The organism is Sediminibacterium sp. (genome assembly GCF_019264485.1).
Taxonomy (GTDB): domain Bacteria; phylum Bacteroidota; class Bacteroidia; order Chitinophagales; family Chitinophagaceae; genus Sediminibacterium.
In genome coordinates, this window is the sequence record NZ_JAHVAA010000011.1 from 152,127 (window position 1) to 172,042 (window position 19,916).

Annotated in this window: 17 protein-coding genes; all 17 read left to right on the top strand. The window is 37.4% G+C overall.

Translation table 11 applies throughout. From position 1 onward, the window contains the following. Positions 1-2: 2 nt before the first annotated feature. The 17 genes from KXJ59_RS06875 to KXJ59_RS06955 all read left to right on the top strand — a co-directional run bounded on the left by KXJ59_RS06875 (position 3) and on the right by KXJ59_RS06955 (position 19,915). Positions 3-917 carry an SDR family oxidoreductase gene (locus KXJ59_RS06875; RefSeq protein ID WP_295202420.1) on the top strand — a complete coding sequence of 305 codons (915 nt, stop codon included), beginning with the start codon at positions 3-5 and terminating at the stop codon, positions 915-917. Continuing rightward, a complete protein-coding gene (gene pseC, locus KXJ59_RS06880) occupies positions 914-2,089 on the top strand; it encodes a UDP-4-amino-4,6-dideoxy-N-acetyl-beta-L-altrosamine transaminase (RefSeq protein WP_295202421.1) in 1,176 nt (391 codons plus the stop codon). Before KXJ59_RS06875 ends, pseC begins: the two co-directional genes overlap by 4 nt. A gap of 44 nt (positions 2,090-2,133) precedes the next feature. Further along, positions 2,134-3,132: a hypothetical protein gene (locus KXJ59_RS06885; protein WP_295202423.1), complete on the top strand. Its 999-nt coding sequence runs from the start codon at positions 2,134-2,136 to the stop codon at positions 3,130-3,132. Positions 3,133-3,326: 194 nt separating this feature from the next. After that, positions 3,327-5,339 (top strand): hypothetical protein, encoded by a 2,013-nt coding sequence (locus KXJ59_RS06890; RefSeq protein WP_295202425.1) that lies wholly within the window; start codon positions 3,327-3,329, stop codon positions 5,337-5,339. Between the two features lie 2 nt (positions 5,340-5,341). Next, on the top strand, positions 5,342-7,180 hold the full coding sequence (locus KXJ59_RS06895; RefSeq protein WP_295202426.1) for a carbamoyltransferase: 1,839 nt from the start codon (positions 5,342-5,344) through the stop codon (positions 7,178-7,180). A 156-nt stretch (positions 7,181-7,336) separates the two neighbouring features. Next, positions 7,337-9,157, top strand: a complete 1,821-nt coding sequence (locus KXJ59_RS06900) for an N-acetylneuraminate synthase family protein (RefSeq protein WP_295202428.1) — start codon at positions 7,337-7,339, stop codon at positions 9,155-9,157. 60 nt (positions 9,158-9,217) lie between these two features. Beyond that, positions 9,218-10,198, top strand: a complete 981-nt coding sequence (locus KXJ59_RS06905; protein WP_295202429.1) for a hypothetical protein — start codon at positions 9,218-9,220, stop codon at positions 10,196-10,198. Between the two features lie 27 nt (positions 10,199-10,225). Continuing rightward, complete coding sequence (locus KXJ59_RS06910) at positions 10,226-10,525, top strand: hypothetical protein (protein ID WP_295202431.1); 300 nt, start codon at positions 10,226-10,228, stop codon at positions 10,523-10,525. Positions 10,526-10,534: 9 nt separating this feature from the next. After that, positions 10,535-11,227: an SDR family oxidoreductase gene (locus tag KXJ59_RS06915; RefSeq protein ID WP_295202433.1), complete on the top strand. Its 693-nt coding sequence runs from the start codon at positions 10,535-10,537 to the stop codon at positions 11,225-11,227. Beyond that, a complete protein-coding gene (locus tag KXJ59_RS06920) occupies positions 11,227-11,865 on the top strand; it encodes an MBL fold metallo-hydrolase (RefSeq protein ID WP_295202436.1) in 639 nt (212 codons plus the stop codon). The genes KXJ59_RS06915 and KXJ59_RS06920 overlap by 1 nt, the downstream gene beginning before the upstream one ends. After that, the gene (locus KXJ59_RS06925; protein ID WP_295202439.1) at positions 11,862-12,866 is read left to right on the top strand and encodes a ketoacyl-ACP synthase III; all 1,005 of its coding nucleotides are present in this window, start codon (positions 11,862-11,864) and stop codon (positions 12,864-12,866) included. Before KXJ59_RS06920 ends, KXJ59_RS06925 begins: the two co-directional genes overlap by 4 nt. Positions 12,867-12,871: 5 nt before the next feature. Next, complete coding sequence (locus KXJ59_RS06930) at positions 12,872-14,221, top strand: fatty acid--CoA ligase family protein (RefSeq protein WP_295202442.1); 1,350 nt, start codon at positions 12,872-12,874, stop codon at positions 14,219-14,221. Continuing rightward, positions 14,218-14,778 carry a UDP-4-amino-4,6-dideoxy-N-acetyl-beta-L-altrosamine N-acetyltransferase gene (gene pseH / locus KXJ59_RS06935; RefSeq protein WP_295202445.1) on the top strand — a complete coding sequence of 187 codons (561 nt, stop codon included), beginning with the start codon at positions 14,218-14,220 and terminating at the stop codon, positions 14,776-14,778. The genes KXJ59_RS06930 and pseH overlap by 4 nt, the downstream gene beginning before the upstream one ends. Positions 14,779-14,799: 21 nt before the next feature. Next, on the top strand, positions 14,800-15,849 hold the full coding sequence (pseI, locus tag KXJ59_RS06940; protein WP_295202448.1) for a pseudaminic acid synthase: 1,050 nt from the start codon (positions 14,800-14,802) through the stop codon (positions 15,847-15,849). A gap of 58 nt (positions 15,850-15,907) precedes the next feature. Continuing rightward, positions 15,908-17,371 (top strand): oligosaccharide flippase family protein, encoded by a 1,464-nt coding sequence (locus tag KXJ59_RS06945; protein ID WP_295202451.1) that lies wholly within the window; start codon positions 15,908-15,910, stop codon positions 17,369-17,371. A gap of 36 nt (positions 17,372-17,407) precedes the next feature. Next, positions 17,408-19,081 (top strand): polysaccharide biosynthesis PFTS motif protein, encoded by a 1,674-nt coding sequence (locus KXJ59_RS06950; RefSeq protein WP_295202453.1) that lies wholly within the window; start codon positions 17,408-17,410, stop codon positions 19,079-19,081. A gap of 21 nt (positions 19,082-19,102) precedes the next feature. Beyond that, positions 19,103-19,915 (top strand): FkbM family methyltransferase, encoded by an 813-nt coding sequence (locus KXJ59_RS06955; RefSeq protein ID WP_295202455.1) that lies wholly within the window; start codon positions 19,103-19,105, stop codon positions 19,913-19,915. Position 19,916: the final 1 nt, after the last annotated feature.

Here is a 19,916-nt window from a genome sequence, read left to right on the forward strand (position 1 = left end):
TAATGAAACCTAAGATTGTTTTAACCGGTGGTTCTGGCCTTCTAGCAGTGAATTGGGCTGTTACTGTGAGGGAGACGTATGACGTGATTTTACTGCTTCATGAACGTGAAGTTGCTATTGCAGGTGTAATTTCAGTAAAAGTAGATATTGGATCATATGAAGCATTAATCAATGTGCTTTCAAATTATCAGCCTGATGTGGTCATCCATACAGCTGGTCTTACCAGTGTGGAGGTTTGTGAATCGAATCCAACCCTTGCCAATCAGGTGAATGTGGAAATAAGTGCCAATATAGCCATCGTTACACATCAGTTAGGCATTAAAATGGTACACATTTCCACAGATCATCTGTTCGATGGAACCACTTCACTTTTAACAGAAGAAACGATTCCGTCTCCACTTAATATGTATGGTTATACAAAAGGCCTCGCTGAAAGGAAGGTATTAGAAAGATGCCCCCATGCATTGGTTGTACGAACAAATTTTTATGGATGGGGAACCAGTTACAGGAAATCTTTCAGTGACATGATTATTTTTTCACTTAGACAAAAAAAACAGATCACTCTTTACAGCGATGTATACTATTCACCAATCTATGTTAGTGTACTTATTTCAAGTATCCATGCACTCATTGATAAAGGAGCGGCAGGTATATTTAATGTAGTAAGCGACAGTAGAATATCGAAATACGAATTCGGTATGTTACTAGCCAATGAATTTAGTCTTGATACAACGTTTATAACAGAAGGAGCACTTGCACCCAGTAATAATGTCGTTAAAAGGCCACTCGATATGAGTCTTTCAAACATAAAAGCAACTGAATTCATAGGTCGGCAGATTGGGCTTGTGCAGGATCATATCCGATTGATGAAAACACAAGAATACGATTCCAGTACAATTGAAATACAACATTTATGATACCATATGGCAGGCAGGACATATCCAGTGAGGATATTCAGGCCGTTATTGACGTTCTTAAGTCTGACTATCTTACACAAGGACCCGCTATTCCAGCTTTTGAACAGGCAGTTGCATCATATTGTGGTGTGAAATTCGGAGTGGCTGTCAATAGTGCTACATCAGCCCTTCATATCGCCTGCATGGCTCTTGATTTGGGTAAAGGAGACATTCTATGGACCAGTCCCATCACTTTTGTTGCATCTGCTAACTGTGCTTTGTATTGTGGCGCTTCTGTAGATTTTGTTGATATAGATCCTAAGACCTACAATATGAGTGTTGAGGCACTTGAATTGAAATTACAACAGGCAGAAATAGATGGGAAGTTGCCCAAAATTTTGATACCAGTACATTTGGCAGGACAGTCTTGTGAAATGGAAAAAATTTACTTGTTATCAAAAAAATATGGTTTCAGGATTATAGAAGATGCTTCTCATGGAATTGGAGGAAAATATAAAGGGGCACCAATTGGTAACTGTAAGTATAGCGATATTACTGTTTTCAGTTTTCATCCTGTAAAAATTATAACGACTGGTGAAGGCGGTATGTGTATGACCAACGATCCGGAAATAGCGTTGCGTCTTACGCATTATCGGAGCCATGGGATTACCAGACAGCCCGCAGAGATGACTCATGTACCCGATGGCCCCTGGTATTACCAGCAGATTGACCTTGGGTTTAATTATAGGATTACTGATATTCATGCGGCACTTGGACTCAGTCAGTTAAAAAGGCTGGATGATTTTGTATCAAGAAGACATGAAATTGCAAAACGTTATGATAAATCTCTGGAAAGTGATACGTTGACTATTCATTACCAGCATCCTGATACTTATTCCGCTTATCATCTTTATATAATAAGGCACAAGAAAAAAGAAGGGGGAATTGGCAGATTGCAAATGTTTGAAAAACTTAGGGCAGCGGGCATACTGGTAAACCTTCATTACATACCAGTATATCATCATCCTTATTATGAGAATACGGGTAAATACAAGAGAAGTGATTTTCCCAATGCAGAAGCCTACTATTCTGAGGCAATAAGTATTCCCATGCATACGGTGCTTACAGAAGAAGAACAACAATTTGTAATTGAACAGATTGAAAAACCTATGGGGCATCAGAACTTGTTCTGAGCAACCGCAGGTAACTTATTTATATAATACAAAAAATCGTTGCCATGAGTACAAAGAAAAAAAAGGTATTGACCAATGGTGATACCACATTTTATCAGTTCGATGCTCAAATGGGTTTTTGGGGTGTTCCTAATACGGAAAAAGAGGTGAGTTTTCAACAGCGGCCTGAAGTACCGGTCCGGGTTAAACATAATTCCGACGGCAACAGAGACGAAGAGATCAGCTTGGGTGAAAATGAAAGGTCAATAGTTTGTTTTGGCGGCTCACATACATGGGGAGGAGCTGTAGATCAGGAAGCAAGGTATACCAACCGATTGTCGGAAATAATGAATAGAAAAGTGGTGAATATGGGCCACTGCAGCCTTGGACTCGATCAGGTATGTCTTTCTGTTTTGCAGAAATCAAGTAAGTATAAACCTGAAATTATTGTAATTGAACAGTATCCATGGGCTGTTCACAGGGTATTGAACAACTATGTGAATGGATATGTCCGGCCACACTTTGTAATTGATAGTAAAGGGAAACTTCAATTGCAAAAAGTTTCATCTTTAGCTAAGATTCCTTTCTTTAGAAATATCATTGGTAATTTTTTTGCTTTCAGAAAAGAATTTACTGAATTTAAAGCCGGCATCAATTTAAAGAATACCTCTGGTGGCACTTTCGTCGATCCCATATTTGTAAGTTGGAAAACCCGTCACTATGACTATATGTATGAAATCATTGATAAAATACTTGTAGTGATTAGGGATTATTGCTATCAGAACAAAATCAAACTATTATTCGGTCTTGGTGCTATACAACAACAGTTTGGACCTAAAAGTTACTCAGAATTAGTAGATTATGATCTGCCTAGAAAAAGACTGATTGAGTTACTTGAGAAGAACAAAATTAATTATGTTGATATGACCGAACCTATGTTGAAAGAACATACTCAGTCAGATCCTGTGATATATGAAGATGGCCATATTAATGCAAAAGGTCATGATCTATTCGCAAGGGTATTACACAAAGAATTCATCAAACTTAATTGGATTGCCGAATGAAAACGAAATTATTCTCCGAGCTGATGCGGTTTGCATTTTCAAAAAAAAAAAATAGTGAAAGAATAAAATATATTTGGTTGGGAGTCATCTACTTTTTTATTCTTTCTCAGAGTAATAACAAAGGGAAAAGTAATTCATCTGCATCTGAAAGTGCTTCAGGGGATGATATTTACCCACTTTTTTAAGAATCTAATATGATGAACGAGAACAAGCCGGGTTCAGTATTAATCCTTGGAGACTCTACCAGTATGAGTATTGGTTTAGAGAGGCAAACACATGTATTTATCAATGCCGGGAAAAATATATGGCCTTCAGAAACAACAATTGTAAACAGTTCACTTCCCGGAATGACAGCAGCTGACTCTGCAGCTTTTTACTTCAGGCATAAAAAAAATGAGCTACAGAATCTCAGGGCTGTACTTATTTATCTCGGTAACTGTGATACTACTTCCACTGAAGTTAGAAAGGGCAGGTATAGTAGATTTAACCAGATAAAGGATGAGCTTAGAGAATTTTTCAATAAGATGCCTGCAAAAACAAGTATCAAAAACAGGCTGCTTCACTTTGAGTGGAATAATACTTTTAATCCGAAAATTGAATCACCGGAATACCCTGAGGATTTCGAATTTAACCTTGACAGGATTATTCGTGATTGCCGATCAAGAAGTATTCCGGTAATAATAGTTCGCCCTAAGGCAAACCAGTTTTTCCCTTCAGGTATCGGAAAGGGAAATTTTTCATTTTACAGGTATCTAGGCATACAAGACAAAATAGCGAATCAGATAAGTATTCCTGATCCCCGGTTCAAAGAAGCATTAATGTGTCACGAATCCGGCAATTTTCATGAAGCGGCAGTGCTGTACAAAGAAATACTGATAAAGCCACACGCTGCAGCCATGAGTCAGGAATATTCGCTATTGGTTTCGAATAACTATGCAGTTGCAAAAGCTGAATCCTGGAATTATGAAGAGGCTGTTTATCTTTTACAATTGCTTCTAAAGGAAGCAGGGGTAAGAAAAGAAATTATACTTTTTAACCTTTCACAAATAAAGAAACTTCAGGGTAATCTGAAAGAAGCTGAACGATTAATGGAAGAGTCATTTGAAAGTGATACCTCTTTATATCGTGTTCGTTTCCCCTATATTCAGGCAGTAGACTCGTTGATTAAAAAATATCCTTTTGTGAAGTCAGTTGATATGTATGAGCTTATCGCTGATGAGTTTTACCTCGATCATTGTCACCCGCTACCGGAAGGGCAACGTATACTGGCAGATGCAATTGCGGAAAAATTTGCAGAAGTTGGTGTTTCTGGCAGTACGAAGGCAGGTATAAAAAATATATTGTATAACCCCGAGTTCGCAAATGGAAATAAATCTTTCTTTCATGATTATTTTAAAACATTTGCACCATTCTCCGAGGCTGAAATCAGTAGCCAGTTAAGTGCTTTCCGGAATGCTTATGACGCGTCAAATAATGATAGCGTTATCCCGGAAATAAATACGGCCACTCGCGAAATGAAAACAGCATTTGAATACTTTCTGCGCCATCCTGTTTTTACCTCTTTTGAAGATATTCTTCGGTTTCCACCAAAATATCCAAGTGATATTGGAAGGTTTCCGGAATATTTTATCATACGGCACTTAATTCCTTATGTAGCTTTATATGAATCAATGAAAGGTACTGATGCAGAAATCAACTTTGAACATAGTATATTACGATCATCGACAGATTTGCTATCAATTTTACCTGAAGAAACTCGTTCACTTGTAGATAAAGCCCCACCAGCAATAGATATTATATACGAAGAGAAAAGAATAGCTCTTATACTTGATAAAGTGAACAGATTACTGCTTAAGCATCTTTCACTTGGTAATCAGGTATACAACAGAACGAAATCAACAATTTTCTGGTATGTAAGAGAAACATTACGCTTTGGTTCACATTCGAGGTATTCAATGCGATATGACAGGATGCTGTTAGAATATTTGGCAGAAGGGTTGGTTGTATCAAAAATAATAAACTGTCATTTAAATAACAGATATACAGACGAAATTAATAAACTGGTAAATGCATTGAATCAGACAGTAAGTATTCATGATGATTATTGTTCCAGGTTTAAACTTTCAGAAAACAGCTCTACCCTTTTAGAAAATTATGATAAAGCATTAGAGGGTATCCATTATCAATTAATCAATAAAAAGAAGTAACGATGAATATACTTGGCATTTCTGCGTTTTATCATGATAGTGCTGCTTGTATTATTAAGGATGGTAAAGTGGTTGCTGCTGCCCAGGAAGAGCGATTTACAAGGATCAAGCATGATTTTCATTTTCCTCGACATTCTATCAAATTCTGTCTTCAGAAAGCGGGAATCGGTATCAATGATATTGATTATGTGAGTTTTTACGAAAAGCCTTCTCTGAAATTCGATCGGTTATTTAAAACCTATCTGATGAATGCACCCAGAGGCTTTGATTCTTTTATTACGGCTATGCCTTTATGGGTAAAGGAAAAGCTATGGATGGGTAAGGAGATAAGAAGTGAGCTGAAATATAAAGGACCAATTATTTATCCCGAACATCACCAATCGCATGCAGCAAGTGCTTTTTTCCCTTCACCATTTAAACAAGCTGCAGTTCTTACAATGGACGGAGTAGGTGAATGGGCTACATCGAGTTGGGGAGTTGGCAAGGGGAACGATCTTACGATAAAAAACGAAATACGGTTTCCACATTCTCTTGGACTACTCTATTCTGCTTTCACTTATTATACAGGGTTTAAGGTAAACTCCGGTGAATATAAACTGATGGGGCTGGCTCCTTATGGAGACCCGCTGTATGTCGATTTAATCTATAAACATCTAATAGATGTGAAAGAAGATGGATCATTTCATCTCGACATGAGTTATTTCAATTATTGCACCGGTTTTACAATGACCAGCGAGAAATTCCATAAGTTATTCGGACGTGAACCCAGAAAGCCTGAATCAACAATTACTAAGATGGATATGGATCTGGCTCGTTCAATACAGGTTGTAACAGAGGAAATTGTATTAAAAATTGGCAGGCATATTCATAAAGAAACCGGGGAAAAGAATCTTTGCCTTGCTGGAGGAGTTGCTTTGAACTGTGTTTCAAACGGCAGGTTATACAGAGAAGGGCCATTTGAAAGAATATGGATACAGCCAGCAGCTGGTGACGCAGGTGGAGCTTTAGGTGCTGCATTATATGCGTGGCATATGACACTTGGTAAGGAGCGTAATGTAGATGATGTATCTGATCTTCAGTTCGGATCATTACTTGGGACTTCATATAGTGAGTCTGATATCGAATCTTTCCTGAAACAAAAAGAAGTTAAATACCGCAAATATTCCAGAGATGAACTGTCAACAGAAGTAGCCAAATTAATTGCAGATAATAATGTAATTGGCTGGTTTAATGGCCCTATGGAATTTGGCCCAAGAGCTCTCGGATCCCGCAGTATTATCGGTGATTCCAGATCAACAAATATGCAGTCGGTAATGAACCTTAAAATTAAGTTTCGTGAAAGCTTCAGACCATTTGCGCCAGTTGTACTAGCGGGGAAAGTAAAAGAATGGTTCGATATGAAAGGCGTGGAACAACGTAGCGATTTTTCGTCACCATATATGCTCATTGTAGGTCATGTACATAAAGATAAATCAGGTGCCATTGTTTCTGATGAAAAGAGGGGTGAAGGATTTGAGCGTTTGAAATCGGTAAACTCGAGTATTCCGGCGGTTACGCATGTTGATAATTCAGCAAGGATACAAACTGTTCATAAAGAAATGAATCCCGATTTTCATCAGCTTTTGACTGCCTTTGAAAATCTTACCGGTTGCCCTGTGCTGATCAATACATCGTTTAACGTGAGAGGAGAACCTATAGTGGAAAGTCCAGAAGATGCATACCGTTGTTTTATGAGGACAGGTATGGATTATTTGGTGTTGGGCAATTTTGTTCTCGACAAAAAGGAACAGCCCGAATTGATCGAAACAACTGATTGGCAAAATGAATTTAAACTCGACTAATATGAGCTTTATACTAAAAATCCTTTTTACCATAGTCTTCTTTTTTATACTTACACCTGTCGGATTAATTCTCAGACTGTTTGGAGTTGATTACCTGGATGTGAAAAAGAAAGCAGGTCGCAATTCTTACTGGGTTAATAAATAAACAGGCATCTTATGTCAGAACAAGTATATACCCCGGAAGCTGGTAAAAATCTGCCTACCCTAATTTTTGAATGCGCCAATGCTCATGGCGGCAGTATTGATATTCTACGATCTACAATAGAAAGGTTTGATTCTATAGAGTATCCCTACAAGCATATAAAATTTCAGGCTTTTCATCCGGATACTATCGCGCTTCCCGATTTTAGTGGTTATCCTATTTACCAGGATTTGCTTTTGCAGCATGATCAATGGCAGGAGCTGATTGGTATAGCTTCTAAAAGTTTCAATGGTATATGGCTTGATATTTTTGACAAGTATGGTGTAGAAGTATGTGCTAATAATAGTGCCAATATTACCGGAATTAAACTTCAGGCATCGGTATTAGAGAACAGAGATATATTTGAAGGACTTAAACAGGGCAACCTGCTTAAGAATAAACTCCTGATGATTAATATTTCAGGTTATGATATCGCTGCGATAACAGAATTTATAGATATTTTTTTACAGTTGGAGATGGGGGAACTTATTCTTCAGATTGGCCATCAGGCTTATCCAACTCAATTGAAAGATACAGGCTTACAGAAAATAAAGATACTGAGAGAATATTTCCCGGACTACCGAATTTGTATTGCTGATCATGCACAAGCAGAAGATGATTTTTCATGTATTATCCCTTTGCTTGGAATAGCAGCGGGTGCCTCACTTGTAGAAAAACATATTTGTCTGGAACGCAAAAAATCAAAGTATGATTTTTATTCGGCCATTGAACCTTCTGAAATGGAATTATTGGTAAATCGTGTGAAATCCACATCAGATATATTGAACGGTCCATTTGTTTCAGAATCTGAAAGCGAATACCTCAAAAAAAGCATACAAGTACCCATCTCAGAGAAAGTTTTGCCTGAAGGCAGTTTGGTAGCGGGCAGCGATCTTATATTCCGGAGAACTTCTCAGGAAGGTCTGACATACGCAGCTATATCAGAACTGCAACAAAAAGGATACATTCTCAAAGAAAAAATAGAAGAAGCAAAAACTATTCAGGAAAGCCATTTTAAAATGGCAAGAATAGGTGTAATAGTAGCTTGTAGGATGAAGTCTAGCCGGCTCAAAGCAAAGGCATTTGAATCTATTGATGGGATATCTTCCATTGAAAGATGTCTGATGAATTGTCTAGATATGAAACAGGCTTCCGTAGTTGTACTTGCTACTTCCACTGTAGACGAAGATGCGATACTTGAAGAGAAGACACTGGGAGGAAAAGTTGAATTCTGGAAAGGAGACCCTGATGATGTTATCCAGAGATACCTCGGAGCGTGTGAAAAATATAATTTAGATATAGTTGTACGAGTTACCGGTGATTGCCCTGTAATATCAACAGATATTATGAGTCATTTACTTCAACATCATTTCAAAACAGGTGCAGACTATACCGCAGCTAAAAAATCAGCTGTGGGAACAGCCTGTGAAATATACAATGTAGAAGTCTTAAAACGTATACTGAAATATGTTGGGAAAGCACAATATTCTGAATATATGACATGGTATATGCAGAACAATCAGGAGATTTTCAAAGTTGAAATCATTGATCTTCCTGAAAACTTGGTACGTGATTATAGACTGACGCTTGACTATCCCGAAGATCTGGAACTATTCAATGAATTATTCAAGGAGTTACGCGTGCGATCACTTGCACCAACTATTGAAAATATTTTCAGTGTTTTGGATAACAATCCGGAGATAAGCAAACTGAATTCACATCTTACATTATTGTACAAAACTGATCAGGCACTGATAGATAAACTAAACCGAGAAACAAAAATAAGCATTGCATAATAAGCTCACTCTATGTATCGAATCATTTCTGTAATAGTTTTTTGATTTTTTTTACTGTTAATGTATAATATTTTTATCCTTACAGAAGGTGGCGGTAATACTGGCATGGGGCATATTTCAAGATGCTTGTCAGTTTATCAGGCATTTGAAAAAAGAGGATATCGCCCGCAACTGATCATTAACGGTACAACAGAAGTTTCTCGGGTTTTAAATGGTATACGTTACCATTTATTCGATTGGATTAATGAAGAGGAGAAAATGAAGGTGCTGATTAGAAATGCGGATGTTGTTCTTATAGATTCTTACAAATGCCCTCAGGTCTTATATCAGCAAATCGCCTACTTATGTAGGAAGGCTGTATTTATTGACGATAATATACGCTTAGAATACCCTTCCGGAATTGTAGTCAATGGAGTAATGGGTGCGGAGAAACTAAACTATCCGATTCGTACTGATATTGACTATCTTCTAGGGGCGCAATATGCTTTTCTCAGATCAGCATTCTGGGATATTCCGTCGCGGAATATTAACAGTGAAGTAAAGTCGGCAATGATCAGTTGTGGCGGAAATGATGTTGGACTTTCAAGCCGGATTACAAAAATAGTGAAGGAGCAGTTCCCTGCATTGAAAATATCAGTAGTTGTAAAAGACATTCTTCAAAGTGAGATTGATTATATTCAGGAGCATGCCAATGTATTTGCAGGTCTTGGAGCGGATGATATGAAAAAACTAATGAACGAATCAGACATCGCCATCACAGCAGCCGGACAGACTACTTATGAGTTATGTAGAATGGGAACTCCGTTTGTTGCATTGCTTACTGCCGATAATCAGGCATATAGTATTGCCAACTTCTTTAAAAATGGTCTTGTACAGGAAGCAATAAAACCCGATGACGAAAAGTTTGAAGAGTTGTTAATCAGCCAGGTAAAACATCTTATAGATCCTGATGTCCGTAAAAAAATAGCCCAAAAAATGCAAATATGTATTGATGGCTCTGGTTCAGTTAAGCTGGCAGATTACATATTACACCATATCTAATTATTCTAATCTTCAAAAAAAATAAATATGACAAAAGTTGAAATTGAACAGGCAGTTATCAATCTGTTTAAACAAGTAATTACCAACAGCGGTAAATCCTATGATGGAACTGTTGACAACAATACACCCATCATGGGAGCTGAAAGTCCGTTCGATTCTATCGACTTGGTTACATTTATCGTGGCACTTGAACAGATGATTGAAGATGACTGGTCATTTTCAGTAACACTAGCCGATGACAGGGCTATGAGCCAAACGATAAGTCCATTCAAAACAATCGGAACTATCAGTGACTATATTGAAGTATTGATCAAGGAACAGCAGTAAAATTCAGTTATGGTTATTGTAATTACCGGCACCAGAAAAGGTATTGGAAAGGAACTCGCTGAATATTTCTGCAATGCAGGGCATATTGTAATAGGCTGTAGCAGGGGAGAAAAAAGTATTGAAAATGTGAATTACGAGCACCACTCATTCGATATCACAGATGAAAAGTCTGTTAAACTTTTTTTCAGCCAGCTTAGGAAAAACCGTGGGGGACTTGATGTACTTATTAATAATGCTGCAGTTAATAATGCATTGGCGCCGGTTGCACTCGTTTCTTATAATGCCGCTGCCTCAACAATGAACACCAATTTTATGGGATCATTCCTGATGGCCAGAGAAGCAATTAAACTGATGATGAAGAACAGTTTTGGACGTGTCATCAACATGGGAAGTATGGCAGTTAAGTATGAAGAAAAGGGGGAAGCTATTTATACAGCTTCAAAAGCGGCAGTATTGGCTATGACAAAAATACTTGCGAAGGAAGTGTATCAGTATGGTATTACTTGTAATGCAGTATCGCCTTCTGCAATCAAAACAGATCTTATGGATAATATCGATCCTGATGCATTAAATGTTGTCCTCAAAAGGAATGCAATTCCGGAAATGGGAACAACAAAAGAATTAATTGATACTATTAACTGGTTGATCAGTCCTCAGGCGAATAAAATAACAGCACAGAATATTTATCTAGGCGGAGTGTAATGAATCAAATAACCATCCAACGTATCATAAACGGAAAATGGGCTGAAAATTGTTATATAATTTCAAGCCATAGTAAAGCACTGGTAATTGATCCTGGTGGAAATTTCGACGTGATGTGTACCTATCTGGAAAGTAATAGTCTTACTTTGTCTGCTATTATCAATACACATGGCCATTTCGATCATATTGTATCCGTTGCAGATCTGGTGAAGAAGTACCAATGTCCTTTTTATCTCCATTCAAGGGATGAAAGGTTGTTAAAGTCTGCAAATCTTTATATGAGTTTGTTCGAAGGAGAGGAGAAAATCGGGATACCTGTTGTTAATTTTTATTTTGATAAGATACCCTCTACACTCTTAATTGATGGCTTTGAAATAAATGTATTATTTACTCCAGGACATACGGAGGGGAGTGTATGTTTTTTAATCGGCAATCATCTTTTTACTGGAGATACACTTTTGAAAAATACAATCGGAAGGATTGATCTGCCAGGTGCAAACAAGGAAAAATTAGCCGGATCACTACTAATGCTTTCCAAATTGAACGGAGATTTTACTGTATATCCCGGTCACGGAGATGAAACTACTTTGGCTGCAGAACTTTCTTTTAACAAACGTTTTATTGAACTCATTGCATGAACGCTGTAATTAAACAAATCGAGTATTACTTACCGGAAAAGATTGTTTCTAATGATGATCTTCGGAATGAATTTCCGGCATGGGATGTTGATAAAATACAAACTAAATCGGGAGTTGCAAGCAGACATATTGCAGCTGCTGATGAAACAGCGCTTGATCTTTCCATAAAAGCATGCGAAAAATTATTTAGTACTTACGATAAAAATCAAATCGACGGGATAATTTATTGTACACAGAGCCCTGATTACATAATGCCCTCTAATTCTTTCCTGCTTCAGAAACATTTTTCGCTGAACGAGAATTTGTTTTGTTATGACTTTAATCATGCATGCACAGGATATATTTATGGATTGATGATGGCAAATTCGTATATCAAATCGGGTCTTGCAAAGAAAATACTACTAGTTACAGCAGATACGTACTCCAAATATATCAATCCGGCAGATAGATCTACAAGGGTGCTTTTTGGAGATGCTGCAGCTGTTTCAGTGATTGAAGCCACGGATAAGACTGAAGGAATCATTGATCTTCAAGTAGCTACTTTTGGGAATGGGTTTGATAAATTTATTATTCCGGCGGGAGGTGCACGTCTTCCACAATCACCTGAAACAGCTATAACACTTACCGATTTTCTAGGCAATGTAAGGACGAAGAATAATATAAAAATGGATGGGATGGCTGTATGGTCTTTTATTAATTCAAAAGTTCCAGACCAGATAAATAATTTGCTTGAAAGAAATCACCTTACGGTATCAGACATAGACCTGATCGTTTTTCATCAGGCAAGTTTAATGACCCTTGATTCACTCATTAAAATACTTAATCTCGATCAAGATAAGGTGTTCATCAATATACGTGAACTTGGTAACACCGTTTCTGCCTCTATTCCTATTGCACTCAAAGATGCAATTGATACAGAGAGAATCAAAAAAAATCAGCGACTACTACTTTCGGGGTTTGGAGTAGGATTAGCTTATGGAACAATACTAATTAATACATAAATATTATGGATAATCAGAATCCGATTGGTTTTTTAGAAAAGGTATTTATAGAAGAAGCTTCAAAGGAAGCAATTATCTGGAATGACCAAAAGTTTACTTATCAATGGTTAAATGAGCGTGTTCAGTTTTTTAAAGCATTACTCATTGAAAAAAACCTTCCAAAGACTTCAGTTGTAGTTCTCAAAGGAGATTTTACCCCGGAATCGATAGCACTTATGCTTGCATTGATTTCTCATAAGTGTATCATTGTTCCTTTGACAAAGTCAGTAAAAAATGAAGAGAAACTATTAACCATTGCTGGTGTTGAGTATGTCTTTACTATCGATGAAAATGACTCACATAGTTTAAAAACAATTGGAACCTGCGAAAAAAATGATTTGTACAGGGAAATTGAAAATAGAGATCATCCAGGTTTGGTATTGTTTTCTTCGGGAACATCTGGTGAACCCAAATGTGCAGTTCATGATTTCTCTAAATTATTGGCTAAGTTTCATGAAAAAAGAAAAGCACTTAGAACACTTAATTTCCTGATGTTTGATCACTGGGGCGGGCTGAATACCATGTTTCATATTTTGTCTAACGGCGGAGTTGTTATTTCAACTCATGTTCGTACACCCGAAAATATTTGCAGGCTGATTGAAAAGAACAAGATCGAACTTCTTCCGGCTTCGCCTACTTTTCTTAACCTCCTCCTTCTTAGTGAAATATATGCCAAATTTGATCTTAGCAGTTTAACAATGATATCCTATGGCACTGAGCCAATGCTTCCTTCCACACTGCAAAAACTGAAAAATCTATTTCCCAATGTTAGACTTTTACAAACATATGGTCTTATAGAATTGGGTGTCCTTAAGTCAAAGTCTAAAAGCGATGATTCGCTGTGGGTTAAACTCGGTGGGGATGGATACCAATTACGTGTAGTAGATGGGTTATTGGAAATCAAAGCCGAATCAGCCATGCTGGGCTACTTAAACGCTGACAGCCCCTTCACAGAAGATGGGTGGTTCAAAACCGGAGATTCAGTACTAGTTGAAGGGGAGTATTTTAAAATACTTGGACGAAAATCTGAGTTGATCAATGTAGGCGGTGAAAAAGTATACCCAACCGAGATAGAAAATGTTATCAATGAAATGGATAATGTGGCAGAAGTGATGGTTTATGGTGAAAGAAATCCAATTACCGGCAAAATTATTGTGGCCAAAGTGAGGTTGTCGGCAGAAGAAGATAAGAAGCAGTTTATTGCTCGGCTCAAAGAGCATTGTAAGGCACGTCTGGAAAGTTTTAAAGTTCCTGTAAAAGTATTGGTTGATAACGAAATACAGTATGGCGACAGGCTTAAAAAAACACGCGTATGATAACAGGTGTATCTGTTGATCTGAAAGAGATGGATGAAACTGATATTGAACAGGTTCGGCAATGGCGGAATTCCAGAGAGGTATCAGCACATATGCTTTCACAGCAAATCATATCGCAGGAACAGCAGGTTAAATGGTTTGAAACAGTAAGAAACAATGCTACGCAATGCTATTTTGTAATAATGGCAAAGAACGGAAATAAGCTTGGAGTGGTAAATTTCAGTAAGATAGAACATGTAACCGGAACTGCTGAGCCCGGTCTGTATATTGGAGAAGCCAGCGAACGGAACTCACTGTATGGCATGGAAGCTTACTATCTCTTACTCAAATACGGATTTGAAGAATTGAATCTTCAGAAGGTTTATGGTACAGCACTGGTATCAAATCCTACAGCTATGAAAATGAATAAATCTTTTGGATACGCAGTCGATGAAATTGTGAAAGATGGAATTATGGTAGACGGTGTACCCGGTGATTTAGTCAAATTGCATTTGCTGAGAAAAGATTTTTATGCAAGTCCAATGGTCAAATTTTTTCAACGCTCACAACATAAATGAGCCAGTGATACAATCTATATCATGAAAACTATTAAAATAGGTGATTTTCTGGTCAGTGAAACCGGCCCCGTTTTTATTATTGCTGAACTATCTGCGAATCATAATGGTAGCATCGAAAATGCAATTGATACCATACGTGCGGCCAGACGTGCCGGTGCCAATGCCATCAAGCTGCAAACATATACAGCAGATACTTTAACACTTGATGCAAAAACAGATGATTTCATGATCAAGCAGGGTACCATATGGGACGGGCAGTACCTTCACGATCTGTACCAGGAAGCCTACACACCTTGGGAATGGCATGCACAGCTCTTTAAAGTTGCAGCTGAAGAAGGGCTCATATGTTTTTCATCACCTTTCGATAAAACAGCAGTTGATTTCCTAGAACAACTGAATGTGCCAGCGTATAAAGTGGCATCTCTTGAGATCACCGACATACCTCTTATAGAATATATCGCTTCAAAAGGTAAACCAGTCATTATTTCTACGGGAATAGCAGATGAGAATGATATTAACCTTGCTATTGAAGCGTGTAAAAAACAAGGAAATGACCAAGTTGTTTTACTGAAATGTACAACAAGCTACCCTGCACCCATGGCAGAAGCCAATCTTATTATGGTAAAAGATATGAAAGATCGGTTTGGCTTAATCAGTGGGTTATCAGATCATACGTTGGGTATCACAGCACCAGTAGTAGCTACAGTATTCGGTGCCAGAGTAATCGAAAAACATTTTATTACAGATCGCTCTATCGGTGGGCCGGATGCATCTTTTTCTCTTAATGAAAAAGAATTCACTGATATGGTAAATGCTGTACGTGAAGCAGAAGTGGCAATCGGAGAAATAAACTACTCACTTACTGCTAAACAGGTTAAAGGTAGAGAATTCAGCCGGTCTCTTTATGTATCAGAAGATGCGCAGGAAGGCGACGTAATATCTGAAAAAAATATACGATCGGTTCGACCTGGTTTTGGCATGCATCCAAAGTTCTTTGCAGAAGTGATTGGCAGGAAGTTTTCAAAAAAAGTTAGCAAAGGGCAAAGGTTAACGGACGATCTTATTCAGTAATGCAGGTATGAGCTCAGATTACCTTTTAACCGAACCCATATTAGCTGGATACTGTTAGATGTCAGATAAGCAAAAGCAGTTAAGAAATGTATTCTGGTATTTACTGCCCGTTATAGTTGGAAATGCAATTCCAATTATAACATTACCTGTTTTTACCCGGTTGCTTTCTGTGGAAGATTATGGCATTTATGCACTTGCATTAGTGTATGCAATATTTGTAAACGGAATATCTAATTTTGGTCTTTCTGTCGGCTACGAACGAAACTTCTTTGAAAACAAAAATGATCAACAAAGGGCGGGATTGTTATACACCACATTAACGTTTGTAATCTCTGCGTACATTTTTTTTGCTGCACTAACTTTCATTTTCAGGACCCCGCTTTCAAAACTTATTATAGGTTCTCCGGAATATGGTCATATTCTTTTTATAGCATATGTTGCTACAGGTATGACTGCGTTAAAAACCTACTTTTTAACCTATTTCAAGAATACGGGAAATGCAAGATTATATGTCTGGTATACAATCGATGAAAATCTTACAACTGTATTGTTCTCATGGGTCATGATTAAGTACTTTGGATTGGGTGTAGCAGGGCTGTTGTGGGGGCAGCTACTGGCAAGTGCTATTGTATTTATGCTTTTGAGTATACGTTTTTTAAGAAAACTGCCTTTTAATCTCGATTTTATATCATTCAAAAATTCTCTCAGACTTAGTTTACCATTAACACCTAGGATTTTTTTTGGTGTGATTGGTAATCAGTTCGATAAATACATGATAGGATTATTAAATACAGTTGGTGGTGTAGGTGTATATAACCTTGGGCAAAAAATTGCAAATGTAACTTTTACATTTATGACAGCAATACAGAATGTTTTCACGCCTCAGGTATATAAAAAAATGTTTAATGAAGGAGAGTCAGGGAGAGAATCCATCGGACGTTACTTAACGCCTTTCCTCTACGTATCTGTGGCCGGTGGGCTGATACTGTCATTATTTGCAGAGGAACTTGTCGTTATTCTGACACCCGAATCTTACCATGGTGCAATAAGTATAGTTACTATCTTTTCTTTGTTATATATCACTTATTTTTTTGGCAAACAGCCACAGCTTATATATGCAAAAAAAACAGGCATTACTTCTTTGCTGACATTGCTTAGTATTGTGCTGAATATTCTCATCAATATTCCATTCATCTATGTATGGGGGGTAGAAGGTGCTGCATGGGGTTCTTTGGTAGCTGGTATTATTTCAGGTGGAATAGCTTTCAGGGTATCTCAAAAATACTACAGGATCGCCTGGGAATATCATAAACTGATTCTTATACTTGGTTCTTTTTTTGTTTTTGCACTGCTGTCATTATTCCTTATGCGGCAACAAGTTATGTATGAACTAAGGATATCGGCCAAAGTGATATTTGTAATTCTCTTTGTGCTCATAGGCTACAGGCTAAAAATTGTTTCAAGAGATAATATACTGTTGATAAAGCAACTTTTTACAAAAGCTAAAATAAACAGTATCTGACCTGCGGGTGTAAATGATAAAGCATATCCATAAGTGATGATCAGCTTACTGAATAAACTAACACAATTACCTTTTTTCCGGAAGAAAAAAAAGGCACTTATCAGGCAGTATATGCGTGGTTTTCAGGTGTTAAAAAAAAATGATGAACTGGATATTATTTCTGTTGTAAAAGAGGACATGAGCAGAACATCACTGGGGATTACAAAACAAAATACTGTTCCTCTCATTTTTGGATCAGCGGTGAATGATCCCGACTTGGTTATGCGTCAGTTTCTTATAGTTAAAATACTGACAGTAGAATTCAATAAAAGTGTCTTATTGGCGGTATTAAATCATAAGCGTGAGATCAGACACCCACTTCCCAAAGAGTGGAGGAATATTCTTGAGAAACATGGTTTTGTAGTAAATACATGGTACAATAAAATAAGATGGGCATTCTTTGTTTTAACATATATGGCATCTGGCTGGACTTCAGTATTGTTGTATCTATGGAAATCTGCCGGATACTTGTTTACAAAAGAACCATTGCATGAACCATACGCATATTTTCAAACAATTGCCGGAAATAATTTCCCGGTCAAACATACGGATAACAGACAAAGCCATGATATTATCAGTTGGTACAGTCAATGGAATGGTAAACCAGCTACTGTTAAAAATTTTGCCCACAGTGTTACTGACATCCCAAAAGACAGGATTACGGAAAATACTCTATTTATGCCTTTCCCATATCCTTACCTGCACTCAATAAGTCAGATTATGAGATATATGACTTGGGGGATTCTGGCTTCGCTATATTCACTTTTTGATGTTTTTCGTGGGAAAAGCTGGCATGCGTTGTTATTGCGTGAATCTTCAAAATCTAATATAGTCAGATTGCTTGGGCAGAAAACATTGGCAAAGGATTATCTACTGCATAATTCAAACCATATCTTTAGACCACTTTGGACTTATGAAGCTGAAAAAAAAGGGTCCCGGATTTTGTTTTATTTTTATTCAACAAATTGCGAAACATTTAAAACCAGTGCAGGATACCCTTTGCAGGAACATACGTGGCATGTAATGAGTTGGAGCAATTATCTTGTGTGGGATAAATATCAGGCTGATTTTATCAGAAGATGCGTAGGAGACCAAAGCAATAATATTCATATTGTTGGCCCTATATGGTTCAGCACATCAGTTAAAAAAATTCCTGCTATAGATTCCGGGAGAGCAATAGCTGTTTTCGATGTACAACCCATGCGCGACTCGTATTATTGTATATTAGGCCAATCCAATGGCTACAACACACCTCATATTGTGAACCAGTTGTTGAGTGATGTAACTGAGACACTTTTAAAACGGGATTTTACCATTTTGTTTAAACGCAAAAGAAACATTGGCAACCTGGTGCATAAAAAATATTTCAGGCTTGTTGAAAAATTAAATACCAATAAATCTTTTATCGCTGTAGACCCTGAGTTAGATGCCGTCAGACTTATTGAAACCTCTGCAGCTGTAATTTCTATGCCTTTTACTTCTACAGCTATTTTGGGTAAGGAATTAGGTAAACCATCTGTCTATTATGATCCATTCGGACAAATACAAAAGGATGATAGAGCAGCGCATGGTATCAAAGTAATAGTCGGAAAAAGAGAATTGAATCAATGGTTGGATGAAATTTTCCATGTTATAAAAGAAGATAATACAACCATGAGTAAAACAAGTTAATAACCCACCCGTAAAATAAATATGCAACACAAACAATCTGTATTTGTCAGAATCATTCGAAAGATAGCAGGACTATTAAATGTCAATGATTTTTTTCTGAACTTAATCCGGAATAGAAAAAAAAGAATTGTTTATAATCAGATAGAATACACATTTTCCACACCGAATAGCCTTTGTCTGATACGAGCAAATACTTTTGCAACTAAAGAACCGGAGACATTAAAATGGATTGATGGATTTGCACCCGGGTCTGTTTTATGGGATATTGGTGCAAACGTAGGCCTTTACTCAATTTATGCAGCAAAATCGAAAGAATGTGTGGTGTATTCTTTCGAACCATCTGTTTTTAATCTTGAGGTGCTTGCAAGAAATATCAGTCTCAACGACGTTGGGAAATATATCACTGTGATGCCATTTGCATTGAATGACAAAATGGGAAGAGGGGACCTTAGTATGAGCTCGGATAATTGGGGTGGGGCCCTTTCTACTTTTGACAAATCCTATGGTATGGATGGCAAAGAATTCAATGTGGTTTTTAAATACCCGATGTTCTCAATGGCTATGGATGATCTGGTTAACAAACTTGGTTTTACATATCCTGATTATATTAAATTAGACGTAGATGGTATCGAGCAATTGATACTTGCTGGTGGAACAAATGTGTTATCGAAAGTTAAAGGGGTACTCATTGAATTACCCGATCTTTGGCCAGAACAAACTAGAATTTGTGAAGACTTCTTGCAAAAAGCCGGGTTAAAAAAAGTGCTCAAGAACGTATGGCATCCTAAAGACAATCCATATGGTTCTGCAAACCAGATTTGGCAACGCATATAAT